This window comes from Pseudomonas sp. NFACC16-2, assembly GCF_900119205.1.
GTDB classification, from domain to species: domain Bacteria; phylum Pseudomonadota; class Gammaproteobacteria; order Pseudomonadales; family Pseudomonadaceae; genus Aquipseudomonas; species Aquipseudomonas fluorescens_Q.
In genome coordinates this window covers 142,169-163,450 of the sequence record NZ_FPIX01000004.1, presented here as the reverse complement: position 1 = coordinate 163,450, position 21,282 = coordinate 142,169, and the positions used below count along the sequence as shown (strand labels likewise).

The following is a 21,282-nucleotide window of genomic DNA, read 5'->3' as shown; positions in this document are numbered from 1 at the left end:
ATGCATTCGGAACGATCAGCCAGGGGTCGTTGCGTGACTGACCTTCAAACCGGCTGCAACTTCTTCTCGAACACTGCCACACCTTCCAGATCCCGCAACACCACGCTCATCTCCCCGCTTGGCCCGTCGATGTTCACCTCGCCAAAGAACTGATACCCGGCAAACGGCGAGGTGTTCTGGGCCGGCGGGGCTTTCTGGAACACCACTTCCGGGCCGAAGGTCTTGTCCAGGACATTGGGCCCGAAGCTGCCGGCGTTCAATGGCCCGGCGACGAACTCCCAGAATGGTTCGAAATCCTGGAACGCGGCATGTTCGGGGTGGTAGTGATGAGCGGCGCAATAGTGGACATCGGCGGTGAGCCAGACATAGTTGCGCACCTGATGCTTGCGCAGATAACCCAGCAATTCGGCGATCTCCACTTCCCGCCCCTGGGCAGCGCCCGGATCACCGTTGGCGACCGCTTCCCAACGCGGCACCCCAGGGCTGACCTCGCCATCCGGCACCCCCAGGCCGATGGGCATGTCGGCGGCGATGACTTTCCACTGGGCACGGGATTGCTTCAATTCGCGCTTGAGCCAATTCAACTGCTCACGACCCAGGAACGGCTTGGCCGCGCCGAGGTTGGCGTCGTTGGCTTCGCGGTAGCTGCGCATGTCCAGCACGAACACATCCAGCAGCGGCCCATAACCGAGCTTGCGGTAGATCCGCCCGCCGCCGTCGGCCTTCTGCCGGCGCATCGGTGCGTATTCCAGCCAGGCCTGTCGCGCACGCCCCACGAGGCTGTGGATATCCTTGGTCTGGTAGCGCTCGTCCAGTTGCTTGCCCGGCGACCAGTTGTTGACCACCTCATGGTCGTCCCACTGCCAGATCTGCGGCACTTCGGCGTTGAAGCGGCGTACGTTTTCATCCATCAGGTTGTAGCGATAGTTGCCGCGATACTCATCCAGGGTTTCGGCGACCTTGCTCTTGGCGTCGGAGGTGATATTGCGCCAGATGCGCCCACCCTCGACGGTGATTTGCGCCGGCACCGGGCCGTCGGCGTAGATGGTGTCGCCACTGTGGATAAAGAAATCCGGCAGGCGCAGGCGCATGGCTTCGTAGATGCGCATGCCGCCGATGTCCGGGTTGATGCCGAAGCCCTGGCCGACGGTGTCGCCGCTCCAGACAAAACGAATGTTGCGTTTGAACTGCGGCACGCTGCGCAGATGGCCGAGCCAGGGTTCGCTGGCAACCCCGCTTTGGGCATCTTCGAAATGCACTCGGTAGAAAATCGCCTGGTCGCGGGGCAGCCCGGTGAGTTCAACCCGGGCAGTGAAATCACTGCGAGCGTCGGCCAGGGGCGAGACGAAGCGACGGGGATTGGTGAACTTGCTGCGGGTGTCCCACTCCACCACCATCCGCGCCGGACGGTCGCTGCGGCTCCAGATCATCGCCCGGTCGCCCTGCAAGTCGCCGGACTGCACACCGTCGGTAAGCACCGGACGATCCTTGACCGAAGCCATCACCGCCGGCGCCAACCCCGGCAACAACAACCCCGCCCCCACGGCTTGCATCACACGGCGGCGGCCCAGGTCGAATTCGCTCATGGTGTTCTCCCTTGAAATGGGAAAACTTAAGCATGGCTGTGTGAAGTGGGTGTGACAGGGATCTTGTGCCCCCCGCTCCCACAGGTAATGCTGTTCGCTTCAGGTCATCGACAAACCCGTGGCGAGGGAGCCTGCTCCCGCTGGGCTGCGAAGCGGCCCCTAAACTGCCAAATGCGCAGCCTCAGACACACCGCACCCGCCGGTTTACGACTGCTTCGCAGCCGAGCGGGAGCAAGCTCCCTCGCCACAGGTCCATCATTGAACAGCATAGGCTCCCACTGGGGGATTTCATGGCTTCAAAGAAGTGATCAGGCCTTCGCCGGTTCCAACGCCATCTCCACCACCTCAGGCCGCTTGAGCAGCGCATACGCCACCCCCGTCAGCAGGCTCCCCGCCACGATCGCCAGCAAGTACAACAGCGCATGATTGATGGCGTTGGGGATCAGCATCACGAACAGGCCGCCGTGGGGGGCCATGAGCTTGCAGCCGAAGTACATCGACAGCGCACCGGTCAGCGCGCCGCCGGCGATGCTCGCCGGGATCACCCGCAACGGATCCTTGGCCGCGAACGGAATCGCGCCTTCGGAAATGAAGCACAGCCCCAACACCAGCGCCGCTTTACCGGCCTCGCGCTCGGTCTGGGCGAATTTGCGCCGAGCGATGAAGGTGGCGATGCCCAGGCCAATCGGCGGCACCATGCCGGCGGCCATGGTCGCGGCCATCGGTGCATAACTCTGGGAAGCCAGCAGCCCCACCGAAAACGCGTAGGCGGCCTTGTTGATCGGCCCACCGAGGTCGACGCACATCATCGCCCCCAGCAGCACGCCCAGCAGGATCGCGTTGGTGGTACCCATGCTGTCGAGGAAATGGGTCAGGCCTTCAAGCATGCCCGCCACTGGTTTGCCGACGATGTAGATCATCACCAGGCCGGTAATCAGGCTCGCCAGCAGCGGGATGATCAGGATCGGCTTGAGCGCTTCCAGGCTCTGGGGCAGGCGCGCGTAGCGGTTGATCGCCTTGGCCACGTAACCGGCCAGGAAACCGGCGATGATCCCGCCAATGAAGCCGGCGCCCAGGGTGCTCGCCAGCATCCCGCCGATCATCCCCGGCGCCAGGCCCGGACGGTCGGCGATGGAATAGGCGATGTAGCCGGCCAGCAGCGGCACCATCAATTTGAACGCGGTGTCGCCACCGATCTGCATCAGCGCGGCCGCCAGCGTGCCGGGTTCCTTGAAGGCGGTGATGCCGAAGACAAACGACAAGGCGATCAACAGACCACCGGCCACCACCATCGGCAGCATGAACGACACGCCCGTCAGCAGGTGCTTGTAGACGCCGGTCTTCTCCGACTTGGCCGGGGCGCTGGCACCGCTCGACGCGCTTTCCTGGCGACCTTCGACCAGCGCTTTGTTCAGTGTCGCTTCGGCCTGTTTCAAGGCGATGCCCGTGCTGCAGCGGTAGATCTTCTTGCCGGCAAAACGCTCGGTGGCGACTTCGATGTCAGTCGCCAGCAACACCACGTCTGCCTCGGCGATGGCCTCGGTGCTCAACGGATTGCGTGCACCGACCGAGCCCTGGGTTTCCACTTGCAGGTCGTAGCCAAGCTTCGTCGCCGCCTGCTGCAAGGCTTCGGCGGCCATGAAGGTGTGGGCAACGCCGGTTGGGCAAGCGGTGATGGCGACCAGGCGCGGCGCACGGTCGGTCGACACCACGGGTGCCTGCTCCACGACATCCGAGGCGAGAAAAACCTCGGCCTCTTCGGCGCCACGCCGCAGCACCGAATCGACGTCTTGCAGGGCCAGGGCCGGGGTGCTGCGGAACAGGCGTTTGCCGACGAACCGCGACATGTCCACAGGGCCGCTGGCAACCAGCAAAACCCACTCGGCCGCTTCGAGGGTCGCCGCCGACAACTGGCGTTCCGGATGGGCAGCGTCGTGGACTTCAACACTGGTGCTCCAACCCTGGCGCTGCGCCGCCGCGTCCAGCAGGCGGGCGCACAACACACTGGTGACCATGCCGTTGGGGCAGGCCGTCACAATGGCTAATTTCATCTTGCGAACCCTCTTATTGTTCTGTCAGGGGGCGCACGCGCACGCCCTGTTCAAGCGACGCCAGCAACGCGGTGTCGTGGATGCCAAAACCGATCTGCGTGACCGCCATGGCGGCGATGGCCGTAGCGGTGCGCAGCGTCTGTTCCGGGGTGTCGGCGCTGAGCAGGCCGTGCAGCATGCCCGCCAGCAGCGAATCCCCGGCACCGACGGTGCTGGCGACGCTGACCTTGGGTGGCGAAGCATGCAGCGCCGCACCGACACTGAACCAGTTCACGCCATCGGCGCCGTGGGAAATCACCACATGTTCGACACCCTGGACATGCAGGTGCTGCGCCGCTTGCGCCTGGGCCGCTTCGCTCACCACCTCGCAACCCAGCGCGTCGGCCAGCTCCTCGGTGTTCGGCTTGATCAGCCACGGCCCCGCCGCCAGGGCCACGCGCAAGGCTTCGCCACTGGTGTCGAGGGCTACGTTCAGACCGAGCGTTTTCAAGCGCGTGATCAAGGCCTGCAACCACTGCGGGCTGACGCCCCGGGGCAAGCTGCCCGCCACCACAACCACGTCGTGACCGGGGGCGATCTGTTCCAATCGCGCCAGCAAGGCCTGCTGTGCGGCGGCATCGACCACCGGGCCTGGCCCGTTGAGGTCAGTGATGCGCCCGTCCTGCTCGGCCAGCTTGATATTGCTGCGGGTCTCGCCGGGGACACGGATAAAGGCGTCGACAAACCCGCGCTGGACGAACAGCGTCTCGAACACCTGGGCGTTGTCTTCGCCCAGAAAGCCACTGACCGTCAGCGTATGACCGAGGTCTGCTAGCACCTGGGCCACGTTCACGCCTTTGCCGGCGGCATGGGTGTGCATGTCGTCACTGCGGTTGACCTGGCCCGGTTCCAGACGCGCCAACTCCACCGTGAGGTCGAGCGCCGGGTTGAGGGTCAGGGTAAGAATCTTCGCCATTACAGCGCCTCCACTAATGCGCGCACGTCATCGGCGCTGCCCACGGCCAAAGCCTCTTGGGCCAGGGTTTGTGCTTGCGCCAGGCTCAATTCGCGGACCCGCGCCTTGACCTCGGCGATGCTGCGGGCCGAGACACTCAGTTCGTCCACGCCCAGGCCCACCAGCACCGGCACCGCCAGTGGGTCAGCCGCCAGTTCGCCACACACACCGACCCATTTGCCATGGGCATGGGCGGCGCGCACAGTGATGTCGATCAGTTGCAGCACCGCCGGGTGCAAGCCATCGGCCTGGGCCGAAAGGGTCGGGTGACCACGGTCGATCGCCAGGGTGTATTGCGTCAGGTCGTTGGTGCCGACGCTGAAGAAGTCGACTTCCTTGGCCAGCACCGGGGCCAGTAATGCAGCGGACGGCACTTCGATCATGATCCCCAGTTGCAGGTCCGCCACGGGGATTTCCTGGCGCAGGCGCTCGGTCATGGCCCGGGCCTGGCGCCACTCATCGACACTGCCCACCATCGGGAACATGATCCGCAACGGACGGTTGTCCGCCGAGCGCAACAGGGCACGCAATTGCGCTTCCATGACTTGCGGGCGCTGCAAAGTCAGGCGAATGCCACGCACGCCGAGGAACGGGTTTTCTTCTTTCGCGATCGGCCAGTACGGCAGCGGCTTGTCACCGCCGACATCGAGGGTGCGCACCACCAACGGCCGCCCGGCCAGACCATCGAGCACCTTACGGTATTCGGCTTCCTGGGTCGCTTCGTCCGGCGCCTGGCTGTGGGCCATGAAAATCAGTTCGGTGCGCAACAGGCCGATGCCTTCGGCGCCCTGCTCCACCGCACCGGCGACACCGGCGCTTTCGCCAATGTTGGCAAACACTTCCACGGCATGACCGTCACGGGTCAGCGCCGGTTCGTGACGCTGCTCGGCGGCGACCTTGAGACGCTGTTCGCGGGTATCGCGTTCTTCCTTGGCACGCTGCAACGTGGCGGCGTCAGGGTCCACGTGCAGGCGACCGCGCTGGCCATCCAGCAGCAAGGACGTACCCGGCGCCAGCAGCAACACCGCCGCACCGGCGCCCACCAGCGCCGGAATGCCCAAGGCCCGGGCGACGATGGCGCTGTGGGCAGTGGCGCCGCCACGGGCGGTGAGAATCCCCGCCACTCGGGTCGGGTCCAGGCGGGCCACGTCGGATGGGCCGACTTCGTCCATCACCAGGATGTAGGGTTGATCGGGTTCGTTCGGGGTTTCGACACCGCACAGTTGCGCCAGCACCCGACGGCCGACGTCGCGCAGATCGGCGGCACGTTCGGCCAACAAGGCATCCTGCAAGGCCTCCTGCTCTTTGGCGGCGGCTTCGATCACGCCCATCCAGGCCGCTTGCGCACTCTCGCCCAGCTTCAAGCGAGTGTCGACTTCGTCGCTCAGCTCCGGGTCGTCGAGCATTTCCTGGTGAGTGATGAAGATCTCGCGGATGGCCTTGGCCTTGGCGCGTTCAATCAAGCCTTGGATATCGCGGCGCACCTGGTTCAAGGCGTTTTGCAGGCGCTCACGCTCGATGGCCGCCGACTCACCGCGCAACGGGTAGTCGATGGCCTGCAATACCTGGATGTGGGCCGGGCCGATGGCGATGCCCGGGGCGGCGGCGACGGCCTGGATCAGGCTGCCGGATTCGGGCGCCAGCATGACGGTCGCGACCTCGGCCATCACGGTTTCCCGTGGCGCACTCGGTGGCGGTAGCGGTTCGACCTCTTCGCCCAGGCCTTCTTCGATGGCAGCCAGCAATGCCGGCAACGCGTCGTTGGCAATGCTCGGTTCGGCAATGAACTCCAGGACCTGGCCGCGACGGGCGCCCAGGCTCAGCAGTTTGCTCAAGCTCTTGGCCGACACGGCGCTGTCCTGGCCGTCGACGATGCGCACGCGGATTTCGCCTTCGAAGCTTTTCGCCAACTGGGCGAGGATCTTCGCCGGGCGTGCATGCAGGCCATGGGCATTGGCCAGGCCGATGCGCGCGCTGGGCCAGTCGGCGGGCAGTTCACCGCCGAGCACTTCCAGCACCTTGCGGCTGCTGGTGGCGCGACCGAGCTCGTGACCGCGGCCTTCGATCAGCAAGGCGCAGAGCCTTTCCAGCAGAGCCTGGTGAGCTTCGCCGAGGCTGGCGAGGCAGAACAGCCCGCTCAACGGTTGGCCCAGGTAACGGATGGGCTTGTCCGGCGTGACGAACGCCAGGCCCGGACGCTTGACGGTCTGTTCGCTGTGCAGCCACCACAAGCCATCGCCCAGGGGTAGCGCATCGACTTGCTGCAACACCCCGGCAAAGCCATTGCTTACGCAATCGGCTTGACGCAACAGCCGTGCGCCGCGCCATACCAGTTCTTCAAAATCGTCAGCCGACACACCGAGGCCGATCATCTGGGCATCCAGGGCCAGTTCCTGCGGCGCGCCTTGCAGCAGCTTCAGCAACGCTTCGGCGGAACCGGCCCGGCGCAGAGCCTGGCCCAGGTCTGTCTCGCCGAGGGCGCGGGTCAGCAGTTGCAGCAGGCGCAGGTGTTCGTCGGACTTGGCCGCGATGCCGATCGCCAGGTAGACGATCTGACCATCGCCCCAATCCACGCCCTCAGGGAATTGCAGCAGGCGCACGCCGGTCGAATGCACCAGGTCGCGGGTCTGCGGGGTGCCGTGGGGGATGGCAATACCTTGGCCAAGAAAGGTCGAGCCCTGGGCTTCGCGAGCCTGCAAGCCGGCGAGGTAACCCTCAGCCACCAAGCCATCGGCCACCAGTTTGTCGGCGAGCAGTTGCAGTGCAGCGTCTTTATCCACAGCCGTCTGAGCCATGGATATCTGCTCTAGAGTGAGCTCGAGCATGCTTTCTCCTTTTGGCGTCCGGTTGGCGCCAGGTATTGTTTTGAATGAATCAGCTTAGCGTTGCAGGATGATTTTTGGCGTGATCGCGGCAGAGGGGCCAAAAATCCTGCTAGCCTTGAAAATACGCTTGCTGAAACGTTTAATCTAGAAAGATTGGCACGTTACTCGATAATCTCTCATCCTTGAAGTGCAACTTGTCGTAAGCGCGTGGACGGTGACCGTCAGCTTGAATCGGGTAGGATGGCCCTTATCGTCGGGGCTAACTCGAAAAAACAAGGAAAACCGGGTTGAAACTCAGTGATATTGCCCAACTGGCCGGTGTGTCCGTGACCACCGCCAGCTATGTCATCAACGGCAAGGCCGAACAGCAACGCATCAGCAGCGCCACCGTCGAACGGGTGCGGGCGGTGGTCCAGGAACACGGCTTCACGCCCAATCCCCAGGCCGCCGGGCTGCGCAGCCGCCACACCCGTACCCTGGGCTTCATCCTGCCTGACCTGGAAAACCCCAGTTACGCACGCATCGCCAAGCTGCTGGAGCAAGGGGCGCGGGCGCGGGGCTATCAGCTGCTGATCGCCAGTTCCGACGACGCACCTGACAGCGAACGGCAACTCTTGCAGTTGTTCCGCGCCCGGCGCTGCGATGCACTGATCGTCGCCAGTTGCCTGCCGGCCGGCGACGACAGCTACCTGCAGTTGCAGGCCAAGGGCATTCCGATCATCGCCATCGACCGGGTCATGGACCCTGCGCGGTTCTGCTCGGTGATCAGCGATGATCGCCAGGCCAGCCTGCAACTGACGCGCAGCCTGCTGGAAACCCATCCGCGACAAATCGCGCTGATCAGTGCCCGCCCCGAGCTGAGCATCAGCCAGGAACGGACCGCTGGTTTCAACGAGGCGTTGGCCGGTTTCGAAGGCCAGGTGCTGATCGAGCACGGCGAATCGTTCAGCCGTGAATGCGGCCGTCAGTTGATGGATGAAATGCTCGCGCGCCTGGGACACTTGCCCGATGCGTTGATCACTACCTCCTATGTACTGCTGCAAGGGGTGTTCGACGCCCTGCACGATTTCCCACTCAAATCGCGGCCGCTGCGCCTGGGCACGTTCGGTGACACGCAGTTGCTGGACTTCCTGCCGCTGCCGGTCAACGCCATGTCCCAACAACATCAACTGATCGCCGACAGGGCCTTGGAACTGGCGCTGGCAGCCATTGAAAACGATGATTACCAGCCAGGCGTGCAGGCCATCGCGCGGACGTTCAAGCAGCGTATTCACCAGGGCTGAAGCTTCTTCAGGATTGATGCATGGAGTTGATCGATACCCACACCCACCTGGATTTTCCAGATTTTGACGCGGACCGCCCGGCATTGCTGGCCGAAAGCCGCGCCTTGGGCGTGCGGCAAATGGTGGTACTGGGCGTTTACCGGGACAACTGGCAGCGGGTCTGGGACCTGGTGCAAAGCGACCCGGACCTGCATGCCGCCCTGGGCCTGCACCCGGTGTATCTCGACCAGCACCGACCCGACGACGTGGCGCTACTGCGCGAGTGGCTGAGCCGCCTGGCCGGGCATCGGCAATTGTGTGCCGTGGGGGAAATCGGCCTCGACTACTACATCGAAACCCTCGACCGTGAGCGCCAGCAAACGCTGTTCGAGGCGCAACTACAGCTGGCGGCGGAATTCGAACTGCCGGCACTGATCCACGTGCGCCGCAGCCATGCCGCCGTGATCGCGACCCTCAAGCGCTTCGGCCTGAAACGCACGGGGATCATCCACGCGTTCGCCGGCAGCCTCGAGGAGGCCCGCGAGTACATCAAGCTCGGCTTCAAGCTCGGCCTGGGCGGCGCCGCGACCTGGCCCCAGGCCCTGCGCATGCACCGGGTGCTGACGAAATTGCCGCTGGACGCGGTGGTGCTGGAAACCGACTCCCCGGACATGGCCCCGGCGATGTTCCCGGGGCAGCGCAACAGCCCGGCGCATTTGCCGGCGATTTGCGAGGCGCTGGCGCAGATCATGATCGTCCGACCAGAACAACTGGCTGAAGCCAGCACCACCAACGCCCGCGATTTGTTTGGTTGGTAGGATCATCTGCGGCGGGCTTAGGAATCACACCCTAAATGCATTGATCAACTGCTTGAGCTGCCCCACCTGGGCGGACAATTCGCGGCTGGCGTCTTCGGTCTGATGGGCACCTTCGGCGGTGCGTTCGCCGGCGCGGTTGATCTCGACGATGTTCTGGTCGATGTCATGGGCCACCGCCGTCTGCTGCTCTACCGCGGCGGCGATCTGTTGGTTCTGATCGACGATCATGCCGACGGCGCCAAGGATATTTTCCAGGGCCTGCTGGACCTGTTCCGATTGGCTGACCGTGCCGCTGGCCATCTCATGGCTGGTGCCCATCGCCTTGACCGCAGCGCCGACACCACCGTGCAGGCGGGTGATCATCGCTTCGATTTCTTCGGTCGATTGCTGGGTTCGCTTGGCCAGGGTCCGCACTTCATCGGCCACCACCGCAAAACCGCGCCCCTGCTCACCGGCCCGGGCTGCTTCAATGGCGGCATTGAGGGCCAGCAGGTTGGTCTGCTCGGCGATGCTCTTGATCACATCCAGCACACGACTGATGGCCTGGCTGTCGGTCGCCAATTGGTTGATCACCTGCACCGACTGATCGATCTCACTGGCCAAGCGAACGATGCTGCCCTGCTGGGACTCCACCAGCCCACGCCCGCTGAGGGTCTCGTCGTTCACGCTGTGGGCACTGCTCACCGCAGCAGCGGCACTGCGGGCCACTTCCTGGGCCGTGGCCGACATCTGGTTCATCGCCGTCGCCACCAGTTCGATCTGGGTGCGCTGGCCGGCGACGGCCTGGTTGCTCCGGGCCGATACCGTTTCCACCTGGCCGGCCTGGCGTTCGACTTCGGCAACGGTATGGCCGACCTGTTCGATCAGGTCATGGATCTTCGCCACCGTACCGTTGAACACTTCACCCAATTCGCCCAGCTCATCCTTGCTGCGGGCAACAAAATTGACCGTCATGTCCCCCGCCGCCACCTTGTCCATCATCTGGCCCAAGTGCTGGAGCGTGGTACGGGTCGAGGCGTAGAACCCGGCGTACAGGTAAAAAATCAACAGGAACACCAACACCAGCGCCACGGCTTGCAGCACCATGTGGCTACGGTTCTGCTCCAGACGCTGCTGCAACTGCACCCCCAGGAAGCCCTGGGTCGCCTCGTTCAGCCGGTAGGTCTGCTCCATCAGGCCACTGACGTGCTCATAAAATGCCGGCCATGGCGCATCGAGAGTGTCAGCCATCACCACCTGCTCTTCAATCAGCTCACTGGCCTTCTTGAGGGTGCTCTTGCTGCCATTGGCCTGATCGGCAAGGGCCTGCCCGGCGGCCTTGCTGGAGCCCAAGGCATCCTGCAGTTTCAAGTCATATTCACCCTGGAGCTTTTCGATCTGCGCCAGCAACTCGTCGAAGCGGGTGCTCGACGCCGAATTGAGAAACCCCAGCCCCAACGAGGATGCGCCCAGCGCCCGGCCTTCGCCGAGGATCTGGGTGACCTTGGGGGTCGTGCCAATAATCAACTCGCTGAGCTGGCGGATATCGCTCTGGTTATCGCGACTCAGCCCCGCCTGACTGGCGATGATCTGGCTGAACACCTGGGCGCTGTTGAGCAACTTTCCGATCAGCGCACTTTTGCTCTGCAGGGAGCTCTCGGCCTGCTGGGTCTTGAAAGCACCGATCATTTCGTCGCGCTTGGCCTCGAAGGCACTGATCTGCTCAGGCTCGATGACCACGGGGGTCATGCCTTGCAGCCGCGCGAGGACCTGTTGTTCCAGGCTGCCGATCTTCGCTTCGACATCACCGGCCTTGCCGGACTGGCCCAGGCTGGCGTTGATCTGCACCAGGTTATTGAGGGTTTCCAGGTCCCGACGCAGGACCAGGCTGCTGCCCAGCAGGTCGAGGCTTTGCAGCTCCACTTGCGTGCCCTGGAATTCCCGATAGGAATCGCGCACCAGAAAGAAGTTGGTCACCAGCATCGGCAGCAGGAACAGCACGCTGATCAGGCTGAACTTCATACCGAAGCTCAGGCGGTTCATCAGCGCGACGGCGGGCCAGAGCAAACTCTTCACAAGGAAGTCTCCCGGTAGGTTTTTATTTTTATAGGCAGGCGCACAGAGACAGCAGAAAGCCACTATTCGGGCGCTGCTCTTGTATAGCCTAAATCGGCGGGGAGATTTGTAACTTAAGGTTAACGAGCGACCTGCCCTTTGTGGCGAGGGGATTTATCCCCGCTGGGCTGCGAAGCAGACCCATTGATTCAAGGCTTAGAATTGCCAGGGGCCGCTCCGCGCCCCAGCGGGGATAAATCCCCTCGCCACAAAGGCATGACCTTGCTGTTCTTAAGCCAACACCGTCCACAACGCAAACCCGGCATACCAGAGCACCGCCGCACGCAGCAGCAATTCCCAGAGACGGTCCAGGCTGTTGATGCCGTCCGGTCCGGCGACGGGCCGGGGGATCTCGCCTGCCACCAGGCCGACCTTGTCGATAAGGTCGGCGGCGCTGATGTTCCAGTTCAGCAGTTCATGCAACATGACCCGGCTGACCGCGACGAAATTCCCCACCAGGGCGAAGCTCGCCGCCAGCAACCGCACCGGCACCCAATCGAAGGCATGGCGCATTTGCGCGGCCCGCTCGGCCACACCGGGGTTTTGGCTGTGCTCGGCAGCCAGCGCCAGTAGTCGATAACTCAGGGCGGCGACCGGGCCCAACACGAAGTACCAGAAAATCACCGCAAAGAAGCTCTGGTAGGCCTGCCATAACAAATGCCCCTGGACCCGCTCCAGCAACTGCTCACCGTCATTGGCTTCAATGTCCAGGTCGCGCTTGGCGACATGGGCCGCCGCTTGCAGGTCTTCCCGACGCCACGCATCGCGAAATGGCCCGAGGCCGGCCAGCAGGTCGCCGCGCCCCAGGCTGTAAATCACCACCAGCAAATGCACTGGCAGCGCCAACAGACCGTAGGCCACCGGCTCCAGCACCCAGAGCAGCAACGCCAGCAGCGTCACGGGTAGCAAAACCATCACCGTCAGCACCAGCCAGGGTCGGTTGATCCAACGTGGGCTCGCCTCGAGCCTGTTCAGCTCGTGCAGCCAACCGCCGTCACGCTGGACCCGCTGGCGCAAGGCCGAGAACTTCTCGATCCAGACGGCCAGCAGCAACACCAGAAAACTCATTGTCCTTCCCCTTCTGTCAGGGCCGCGCGATAGCGCACCCAGTCGAATGCCGCTCCCGGATCGGTCTTGCGTCCCGGGGCGATGTCGCTGTGCCCGCAGATACGCTGCACAGTGATCGCCCTGAACGCCGCTTGCAACTGCCGGGTCAGGTCCACCAATGCGACATATTGCGCGTCGGTGAACGGCAGATCATCCGTGCCTTCGAGCTCGATGCCCAGGGAAAAATCATTACAGGCCTCACGCCCCTCGAAGCACGAGACCCCCGCATGCCACGCGCGATCCAGGCAAGAGACAAACTGGGTCACGGCGCCGTCACGCTCGATCAGGAAATGCGCAGAGACACGCAGGTCGGCGATACCGACAAAGTAGGGATGTTCCGTGACATCCAGACGATTCTGGAAGAACGCCTGCACCTTGCCCGTGGCGAATTGTGCCGGTGGCAGGCTGATGTTGTGGATCACCAGCAGGGAAATTTCGCCCTCGGGGCGCGCATTGAAGTTGGGTGATGGGCAATGACGCACCCCATCGCACCAACCGCTCGCGGAGTCCAACTGCATACAGGTTCCTTCGATGACGACGGTGAATGCCGCCAGTATGCCGTGATCGGACCGGGCTGCGCGATCACTTGCCGCGATTGAGCTGGCGCAGATTGCCCAGCACCGACTCCAGCGCGCGGTCGAACAACAGGGTGTCGTCCAGCAGCCGCGCCGCGCCACGGCGAAACTCCAGGGCCAGGCTGGTGCGACTGTGTTCCAGTACCTTGAGGCCGGTGCGATTGACGAAGACGTATTTGCCAGTGGCCTCGATGATTGCCGCCAGCTTGCAACGCAGGGTGTTGTCATCGTCTTCCTGGAACTCGACCCAGCTTCCCAGGTGCAACTGGTCGACCTGCAGCAGCCCCACGTCATCGGCCGGCAAATGCACCGCCACGCTCTCCCCCGCCGACTTTTGAGGGGGCCGCAAGACGATTTTTTCCAGCACCTCGACCATGACCGGTGAAGTGAACGACTCGGCCTGTTCCGTCGCTTGGCCGGTGCGCTCGAGCGCCTGCACATGCAGGGCTTCCAGCTCACTGAAAAACTCGCTGGTGGCGAACGGATCGAACGCCGAGCGACTCAAGCCTTCACGCAGGGCCTTGAGCAGTTCGGGCACTATCGCCAGCAAACGCAGGCCGGCATCGGGTTCATCATGAGGCTGGACGCTCCAGATCAATTGCTCCAGGGTCAAGACGTCGGCCTGCCACTCGGCGGAATACTTGCCATGCTTGAAGCACGTCAGCAGCAACACTTGGCTCCAGGCATGTTGCACGAACTCCACCACGGCTTGTGGCAAGACTTTGCCCAGCATCACCTGGTTCAGTGCCCCTTCGACCCGTTGACGCGCCAGTTCGGCCTTGGCCCGGCCCTCTTCGGCATCGCGGATGCGCTGTTCGAGCAGCTCACTGCGGCGCCGCTCGTCACTGGTGAAGGCCAGGAAGTCGGCCAGCAGCTCGGAGAAAATCGCCGGATCATCGACAAAATCATTCAATAAGCGCTGCACAACCTGCTCGATGCGCAGGTAGAGGCTGTCGCGCTGATGATCGTCGCAATCACCCCAGCCCATGGCCGCAGCCGCGATTTCGTTAAGCAGTCGCCGGGCCGGATGATTGCCACGACTGAAGAAACTCTTGTCCTGCACCGCGACCTTGAGCATCGGGATTTGCAGGCGGCCGATCAGGGCCTTGAAGGAGTCTGGCAGGTTGTGATCGTCGAGGATGAATTCGAACATCATCGAGATCAGGTTGATCACGTCTTCATCGGCGCCTTCGACCACGCGAGACTTGCCACTCCTGACGCTGACCCGGGTCAACAGTTGTTCGAGCTGGCTACGCAAATCGAACTCGTCGTGAACGGCAGGCGCCGGCACGTATTGCTGTAAATGAGAGAGCAGCCGCAGCAGGTCACGGGTAGAAATCGGCTGGGGCGGCGCGCTGGGCTCCAGGGTCGGCGCCACAGTGCCACGCACCTGCATCAACAGTTTCTGCAAGGCGGCAAACACTTCCTGCACGCTGTCATCCACCTCGGCATCGCTGGGCTTGGCAGCTATCTCGGCGTTGGGCCTGGGGTTATCCTCGGTGCGATCCGACGCCCGGCGCGCCAGCGTGACCTTGAGCTCTGGCAGGATGCCTGTAGCGGCCAGCAACTGGTTGGCCTCGGTATAGAGTTGGTCGCAATCACTGAGCACATAACGCTCGAACAGCTTGAGCAGAATCAGCTTGACCTTGATTCCCACGCCCAGGTTGCGCCCGGCCTGCAGGAACTTCTCGCACAGCAATGCCGGGCTCAGGGGATTGTGCTGATTGGCCAGCGGTCGGGCCAGCAGCACACTGAGCCGGGCCGTCAGTTGTTCCAGCGACACGCCATCGCGCCTGATCACCCGAGTGACCATCGCCTCGACCGCCAGATGCCGCTCAAGGTCGTCCTGGGAGCGCTGTATATGGCTGTCTGACGCCAGGTTCGGCGCCAAGCTGGCGTGGGTCAGGTCGTATTGGGCGAGGCTGACGAAGGTCTCGAAAAACTGCTCGATGAATTCACGCTCGATGCTTTTACGCTTCAGGCGCAAGTCCCGCATGGCCTCGAAGTACAGGTTCTGCTCGACGTCGTCGCGCGCCCGGTCGGCCATTTCAAACAAGGTGTCGTCGGCATTATCGAACAACCCTTGCAAGCCCAGGCGCAACTGCTGGGCGGCCTTGTCGCGAACCTGAAGCAGAATCACAGGCAGGCGGGCGAGCGGCGAGGGACTCGCCTGATCGGTAGCGACCTTGTGCAAAGGCACTACATTCCCGTCGTTGTGCATCCTGGCCTCCTGAAACGGCTTTCTGCGGCTCGTAACGTCAAAGCTATGACGTCAATTGAAAGGCGGATTATCGGGTAAAACAGCCCTGTCGTACCAGCACACTCTGTGATCCATCTCGAAATACGGCGCAATAAGTGACCTGGGAAATAAGGAAATGTTGCGAGGACGCGACCAAATGCAGGTTTCGACACCCTATAATCAGGCCACTTTGTTTGTGGAGCCCGTTATGCCGAATCTACGCCTCGCCGATCTGACCGCCGAAATCGAAGCCAACGTGCGCCGTGCGTTGCTTGAAGACATCGGCAGCGGCGACATCACCGCGCAACTGATCCCCGCCGAACGCCTGGCCAAGGCCACCATTATCACCCGCGACGCGGCAATCATCAGTGGCACGGCCTGGGTCGATGCCGTGTTCCGGCAACTGGACCCGCGTGTCGCGGTACATTGGCAAGTGCACGACGGCGACCGGGTCAACCCCGATCAAGTGTTGTTTCACCTGGAAGGCCCGGCCCGTTCGCTGCTGACCGGCGAACGCAGCGCGCTGAACTTCCTGCAAATGCTCTCGGGCGTTGCCACGCGGGCCCGCTACCTGGCCGACTTTGTCGCCGGCACCCAGGTCAAGCTGCTGGACACCCGCAAGACCCTGCCCGGCCTGCGCCTGGCCCAGAAGTACGCGGTCACCTGCGGTGGCTGCCATAACCACCGCATTGGCCTGTACGATGCGTTCCTGATCAAGGAAAACCACATCGCCGCCTGCGGCGGGATCGCCCAGGCCATCGCGGCCGCCCACAAGATCGCCCCGGGCAAACCGGTGGAAGTCGAAGTGGAAAGCCTGGCGGAATTGAAAGAAGCACTGGCGGCCGACGCCGACATCATCATGCTCGACGAACTGAGCCTGGACGACATGCGTGAAGCCGTACGCCTCAATGGCGGCAAGGCGAAGCTGGAAGCCAGCGGCGGGATCAACGAAAGCACGTTGCGCCCAATTGCCGAGACCGGGGTGGACTACATCTCGATCGGCGCGATGACCAAGGATGTGAAGGCAGTGGACCTGTCGATGCGGCTCAGTATCTGAGCAGCAGTGGCGAGCTTCAAGCTGCAAGCTTCAAGCGGTTCGACGCTTGCCTTGCAGCTTGAAACTTGAGGCTTGAGGCTTGAAGCTGCTTCTAAACTACAAGATTATTCATCTCGCAGTACTCATCCCACTCCACACCCAACACCTCGGCCGCTTCCTTGTGCAACGCAAGGCGCTGCGCCTCGAATTCCTCAGGTGTGCTGGTGTACTTGAGCGTCAACTCCCAAGGCTGCAGCCCCTGGGCTTCGGCCTCGTCCTCGAACGCCCATTGGATCTGGTCTTTCTGATCATCGGCGGACAGGTCCTTGATCTCTTCCAGCAACTGGGGCGCGTCCAGTACGTATTTTTTCAGCGCTTCTTCGTGCCTGGCTTCTTGGGTCAATGCTTTAACGGTCATGGCGTTCTCGCTGATCTGGGGAATGGAAGATGGATCTGGATCATCAAGGATCTCTCTGACGCAAAAAACCGTGTGAAGCCCGGTTTATCTGGCCTTCAGAACCATTCGGGGATCATCTGAAAACAAAGGTGTTTGACTTTTTGGGACAAGGAATCCTAACAGAGACGCAAGCCAGTGCAACAACCGGAATCGAATGGAGGAACGAGGTATGCGTCCGGTTACAGTTTCTCGTTTCCATGGGCGGGGATTCAGCCCGTATAAACATTCCAAAGCCAGATATCGAGCAATTGAACAGGAGGCCCGATTCCATGAGTTCCCATCTGCAATACAAAGGGTATGTCGGCTCAATTGAAGCAAGTACCGACGATAACTGCCTGTTCGGCAAGCTGTTATCCATCCGGGCGTTGGTGAGCTATGAGGGACAAACGGTGACTGAGCTGGAAATGGCTTTTCGCGAGGCAGTAGATGACTACCTACAGACCGTCAGCAGTTCGGAAAAAACCAACACAGAGCCGAGCTAAATTTTCAGTTGCTCAAATTTGCCAGGGGCTGAAAATCTCCATGCAACCTTGAATGCGGCACCACCAGCAATCAGACCTGCTTGTTGAGTTATCGCAGGCCACCAACGGACAAGATTTTCAGCCTTGCTCCAGTAGGATGCTTGACCCCACTGTCTTGCAAGACAGAAAACTGGCAAGCCGCAATCTCTAAAGGCTTGTCTTTCAGCGTTACCTTTTGAAAATTTATCTTGAGAAACAACCGCCCAGCCACCCTCGGAACCTAGTTGCATGATCCAATGGATATCGCTGGTGTTTGGCGAAAATTTATCTCGTAATGGAATTACCGTGTGCCCTTCCCCCTTGCACAACTCGTGCAGGGCTCTAGCGATAGCCGGAGGGAGATTGTTATCAATCAAAAAATTCAAGCAGCAATCCTATGCTCGAATGTTACCGCCGCATCCACTGCCGCAATCGGAATTTCAAAGATCACTGAGACACGTTTTGCGTCCTTCCCCTCAGCTAGGAAAGCTTGGTAAATCGAAGCAGTATCCACACCTGTAGAAGAAAGAACCGGCTTGCCAAAGTTACGGTTCGGGTCCAGAACAATAGTCTTACTTCGCTTGACCGGGAACCAACGCTGCGCCTTCCCTTCACCTGCGTAATCAATGCCTTCATAAAGAGAGGGAGCAATTACCTGTCGGAAGGCATATTGCCGCTTTGCCAGATCGAGAATGGCTTCATCGCCGGTCTCATCAAAAACGGTTGCGAATATGCTCCTGCCATCAGTTTGGAATCGCTTGCAAGTGAAGGGGTACAACTGATCAAAAAGCTCCCTGGCTTGTCTGGAAGCAGAACGAATAGCCTGAAGGCTGACGCCATGCCTTCGAAAGGCGTGCACGAACCTGATTTCTAACAGGTCATGAAAACCGAGCAGTTTTTCATCAGAGAAGTCTAATTCTGAACTCCAAAGCCCCGGATGCTGAACACCTTCCGATCGATAGCCAAACATCCATCTGCGGATATCTTTTGCTGGGATGCCCGTATACAAGGCCGCCTCAGCAGGCGTGTAAATGCCCACACCAATGAGGCGACTTGCAGTTTCTGCTCTTTTCATGTGCCTCCTTGTCCATGAGCCAAAAATTCATTTTGGGGGGGAACAGGTTTTCGTTCAACACGTCTTAGACGGAGTGTTACAAAAAGGCCGCTGTTAAGGCCTACACGTCTCACCAGCATGAGATGTCCTGAATGATGTACTTTCTTGGGAAGCAAGGGTAAAGCTAAAGGATGCCTGAGAGACGAAAAGCCCGGACTGTTTGAACATTCAGGGCTTTTGAGAAGGGTCGAAAACCATTGATAGTCTGAGATGGTGCCCGAGACAGGAATCGAACCTGCGACCTTCGCGTTACGAGTGCGCTGCTCTACCGACTGAGCTACACGGGCGGTGGCTAAACCTAGCATCGTCCCCTGTGGCCAGGCAACCCGCGACACAGGGATTTTCACCACACAGCAAAACGCCCCGAGCCAGTCGGGGCGCTTGCTTGTTCAGCGGCTAGGCGAAGGGGTGATTAAACGCCCGATGCCTTGGCTGCTGCGACGTCCTTGATGGACAGCTTGATACGGCCGCGGTTGTCGACGTCCAGTACCAACACTTCCACTTCCTGGCCTTCCTTGAGGATGTCGGTCACTTTCTCGACGCGAGCATCGCTCAGCATGGAGATGTGAACCAGACCGTCCTTGCCCGGCAGGATGTTGACGAACGCGCCGAAGTCGACGATGCGTTCAACCTTGCCGACGTAGATCTTGCCGATCTCGGCTTCGGCGGTAATGCCCAGGACGCGCTGGCGTGCTGCTTCTGCCGCTTCCTTGGTTTCGCCGAAGATCTTGATCGAACCGTCGTCTTCGATGTCGATCGAAGCCTTGGTTTCTTCACAGATCGCACGGATGGTCGCGCCGCCTTTACCGATGACATCACGGATTTTGTCGGTGTCGATTTTCATCGCGATCATGGTCGGAGCGTTTTCCGACAGCTCGGTACGGGACTGACCGATGATCTGGTTCATCTGACCGAGGATGTTCAGGCGCGCTTCCAGGGCCTGGCCCAGGGCGATTTCCATGATCTCTTCGGTGATGCCCTTGATCTTGATGTCCATCTGCAGTGCGGTGACGCCTTTGGCTGTACCGGCCACTTTGAAGTCCATGTCGCCCAGGTGGTCTTCGTCACCCAGGATGTCGGTCAGGACGGCGAATTTCTCGCCTTCTTTAACCAGACCCATGGCGATGCCGGCAACCGGCGCCTTCATCGGCACACCGGCGTCCATCAGGGCCAGGGAAGCGCCGCAGACCGAAGCCATCGAGCTCGAACCGTTGGACTCGGTGATTTCCGATACCACGCGAATGGTGTACGGGAACACGTCAGCGGCAGGCAGCATGGCCTGGACCGAACGACGGGCCAGACGGCCGTGACCGATTTCGCGGCGACCGGCGCCACCCATGCGACCACACTCGCCCACCGAGAACGGAGGGAAGTTGTAGTGCAGCATGAACGGGTCTTTCTTTTCGCCTTCCAGGGTGTCCAGCAGTTGCGCGTCACGGGCGGTGCCCAGTGTTGCAACGACCAGCGCCTGGGTTTCGCCACGGGTGAACAGCGCCGAACCGTGGGTCTTTGGCAGAACGCCGACTTCGATGTTCAGCGGACGTACGGTGCGGGTGTCGCGACCATCGATACGCGGCTTGCCGTTGACGATGTTTTCGCGAACGGTGCGGTATTCGATTTCACCGAAAGCGGCTTTGACGTCGCTGGCCGATGGCTGGCCTTCTTCGCCGGACAGCTTGGCAACGACCTGGTCTTTCAGCTCGCCCAGGCGTGCATAACGGTCGGCCTTGACGGTGATGGTGTAGGCCTGGGAGATCGCTTCGCCGAACTCGGCACGGATCGCGCCCAGCAACTCGGTGGCTTCGGCTTGCGGAGCCCAGATCCAGGTTGGCTTGGCGGCTTCGGCGGCCAGTTCCTTGACGGCGTTGATCACCACCTGGAACTCGTCGTGGGCGAACAGTACGGCGCCCAGCATCTGGTCTTCGGTCAGTTCCTTGGCTTCGGATTCAACCATCAGCACGGCTTCGGAAGTACCGGCCACGACCATGTCCAGGCTCGAGGCTTTCAGTTGCTCGTAGGTCGGGTTCAGCAGGTAGCCGGTGCTTTCGTGGAACGCAACGCGGGCAGCGCCGATCGGGCCATCGAAAGGAATGCCGGAGATCGCCAGGGCAGCCGAGGTACCGATCATCGCAGCGATGTCCGGATCGGTTTTCTTGCTGGTGGACACGACGGTGCAGACGACCTGCACTTCGTTCATGAAGCCTTCTGGGAACAGCGGACGGATCGGACGGTCGATCAGTCGGGAAGTCAGGGTTTCTTTCTCGGAAGGACGGCCTTCGCGCTTGAAGAAACCGCCAGGGATCTTACCGGCAGCGTAAGTCTTTTCCTGGTAGTGAACAGACAGAGGGAAGAAGCCCTTGCCTGGATCGGCTTGCTTGGCACCGACAACGGTCACCAATACGCTGACGTCGTCGTCAACGGTGACCAGCACTGCGCCGGAGGCCTGACGGGCGATACGGCCAGTCTCGAGGGTAACGGTCGACTGACCGAACTGGAATTTTTTGATTACCGGGTTCACGGTGTCCTACCTTCTTTGTGGCTCTTGGGGAACTTGTCTTCTTGCGAAATTCTTGGGCAATGACGGGAATCGGCCCGACGTTTGTCCAGGGTAAAGCGTGTATCCA

The 21,282-nt window shown here is 61.4% G+C and carries 15 protein-coding genes, 1 tRNA gene and 2 pseudogenes; 4 read left to right on the top strand and 14 right to left on the bottom strand.

The window, feature by feature from the left end:
- Window positions 1-44 precede the first annotated feature (44 nt).
- The 4 genes from BT116_RS06065 to ptsP all read right to left on the bottom strand — a co-directional run bounded on the left by BT116_RS06065 (window position 45) and on the right by ptsP (window position 7,456).
- Complete coding sequence (locus BT116_RS06065; RefSeq protein ID WP_072341127.1) at window positions 45-1,586, bottom strand: alkaline phosphatase D family protein; 1,542 nt, start codon at window positions 1,584-1,586, stop codon at window positions 45-47.
- Between the two features lie 308 nt (window positions 1,587-1,894).
- Window positions 1,895-3,637: a PTS fructose-like transporter subunit IIB gene (locus BT116_RS06060; RefSeq protein ID WP_072341124.1), complete on the bottom strand. Its 1,743-nt coding sequence runs from the start codon at window positions 3,635-3,637 to the stop codon at window positions 1,895-1,897.
- A gap of 13 nt (window positions 3,638-3,650) precedes the next feature.
- Window positions 3,651-4,592 carry a 1-phosphofructokinase gene (gene pfkB, locus BT116_RS06055; protein WP_072341121.1) on the bottom strand — a complete coding sequence of 314 codons (942 nt, stop codon included), beginning with the start codon at window positions 4,590-4,592 and terminating at the stop codon, window positions 3,651-3,653.
- Complete coding sequence (ptsP, locus tag BT116_RS06050) at window positions 4,592-7,456, bottom strand: phosphoenolpyruvate--protein phosphotransferase (RefSeq protein WP_072341118.1); 2,865 nt, start codon at window positions 7,454-7,456, stop codon at window positions 4,592-4,594. The genes pfkB and ptsP overlap by 1 nt, the downstream gene beginning before the upstream one ends.
- Before the next feature lie 287 nt (window positions 7,457-7,743).
- On the opposite strand from ptsP, the gene cra reads away from it, so the two are divergent.
- Entirely contained in the window at window positions 7,744-8,739 is a 996-nt protein-coding gene (gene cra / locus BT116_RS06045) for a catabolite repressor/activator (protein WP_072341113.1), read from the top strand.
- Between the two features lie 20 nt (window positions 8,740-8,759).
- Window positions 8,760-9,536, top strand: coding sequence for a TatD family hydrolase (locus BT116_RS06040; protein WP_072341110.1), 777 nt, complete (start codon window positions 8,760-8,762; stop codon window positions 9,534-9,536).
- A 24-nt stretch (window positions 9,537-9,560) separates the two neighbouring features.
- On the opposite strand, the gene BT116_RS31760 is transcribed toward BT116_RS06040, so the two are convergent.
- The 5 genes and pseudogenes from BT116_RS31760 to BT116_RS06020 all read right to left on the bottom strand — a co-directional run bounded on the left by BT116_RS31760 (window position 9,561) and on the right by BT116_RS06020 (window position 15,533).
- Window positions 9,561-10,265: a methyl-accepting chemotaxis protein gene (locus BT116_RS31760; RefSeq protein WP_371914352.1), complete on the bottom strand. Its 705-nt coding sequence runs from the start codon at window positions 10,263-10,265 to the stop codon at window positions 9,561-9,563.
- Between the two features lie 153 nt (window positions 10,266-10,418).
- Window positions 10,419-10,622, bottom strand: a pseudogene (locus BT116_RS31755) (HAMP domain-containing protein); the annotation flags it as partial.
- A 1,239-nt stretch (window positions 10,623-11,861) separates the two neighbouring features.
- The gene (gene ampE / locus BT116_RS06030) at window positions 11,862-12,698 is read right to left on the bottom strand and encodes a regulatory signaling modulator protein AmpE (RefSeq protein WP_072341105.1); all 837 of its coding nucleotides are present in this window, start codon (window positions 12,696-12,698) and stop codon (window positions 11,862-11,864) included.
- A complete protein-coding gene (gene ampD, locus BT116_RS06025; RefSeq protein ID WP_072341102.1) occupies window positions 12,695-13,255 on the bottom strand; it encodes a 1,6-anhydro-N-acetylmuramyl-L-alanine amidase AmpD in 561 nt (186 codons plus the stop codon). The genes ampE and ampD overlap by 4 nt, the downstream gene beginning before the upstream one ends.
- Before the next feature lie 64 nt (window positions 13,256-13,319).
- Complete coding sequence (locus BT116_RS06020; protein ID WP_072341099.1) at window positions 13,320-15,533, bottom strand: DUF1631 domain-containing protein; 2,214 nt, start codon at window positions 15,531-15,533, stop codon at window positions 13,320-13,322.
- 226 nt (window positions 15,534-15,759) lie between these two features.
- Here BT116_RS06020 and nadC point away from each other — a divergent pair, with 226 nt between their 5' ends.
- Entirely contained in the window at window positions 15,760-16,608 is an 849-nt protein-coding gene (gene nadC / locus BT116_RS06015; protein ID WP_063322978.1) for a carboxylating nicotinate-nucleotide diphosphorylase, read from the top strand.
- Between the two features lie 91 nt (window positions 16,609-16,699).
- Here nadC and BT116_RS06010 read toward each other — a convergent pair whose 3' ends face one another.
- Window positions 16,700-17,005 carry a DUF6388 family protein gene (locus tag BT116_RS06010; protein ID WP_072341097.1) on the bottom strand — a complete coding sequence of 102 codons (306 nt, stop codon included), beginning with the start codon at window positions 17,003-17,005 and terminating at the stop codon, window positions 16,700-16,702.
- Window positions 17,006-17,313: 308 nt separating this feature from the next.
- Between BT116_RS06010 and BT116_RS06005 the strand changes: the two are divergent.
- Window positions 17,314-17,520: pseudogene (locus tag BT116_RS06005) on the top strand (type II toxin-antitoxin system HicB family antitoxin); the annotation flags it as partial.
- 2 nt (window positions 17,521-17,522) lie between these two features.
- On the opposite strand, the gene BT116_RS06000 reads toward BT116_RS06005, so the two are convergent.
- The 4 genes from BT116_RS06000 to pnp all read right to left on the bottom strand — a co-directional run bounded on the left by BT116_RS06000 (window position 17,523) and on the right by pnp (window position 21,176).
- The gene (locus BT116_RS06000; RefSeq protein WP_072341087.1) at window positions 17,523-17,930 is read right to left on the bottom strand and encodes a PIN-like domain-containing protein; all 408 of its coding nucleotides are present in this window, start codon (window positions 17,928-17,930) and stop codon (window positions 17,523-17,525) included.
- Window positions 17,927-18,514 (bottom strand): DUF433 domain-containing protein, encoded by a 588-nt coding sequence (locus BT116_RS05995; RefSeq protein WP_170845904.1) that lies wholly within the window; start codon window positions 18,512-18,514, stop codon window positions 17,927-17,929. Before BT116_RS05995 ends, BT116_RS06000 begins: the two co-directional genes overlap by 4 nt.
- 355 nt (window positions 18,515-18,869) lie before the next feature.
- Window positions 18,870-18,945, bottom strand: a tRNA-Thr gene (locus BT116_RS05990).
- A 125-nt stretch (window positions 18,946-19,070) separates the two neighbouring features.
- The gene (pnp, locus tag BT116_RS05985; RefSeq protein ID WP_028237550.1) at window positions 19,071-21,176 is read right to left on the bottom strand and encodes a polyribonucleotide nucleotidyltransferase; all 2,106 of its coding nucleotides are present in this window, start codon (window positions 21,174-21,176) and stop codon (window positions 19,071-19,073) included.
- Between the last annotated feature and the right edge of the window lie 106 nt (window positions 21,177-21,282).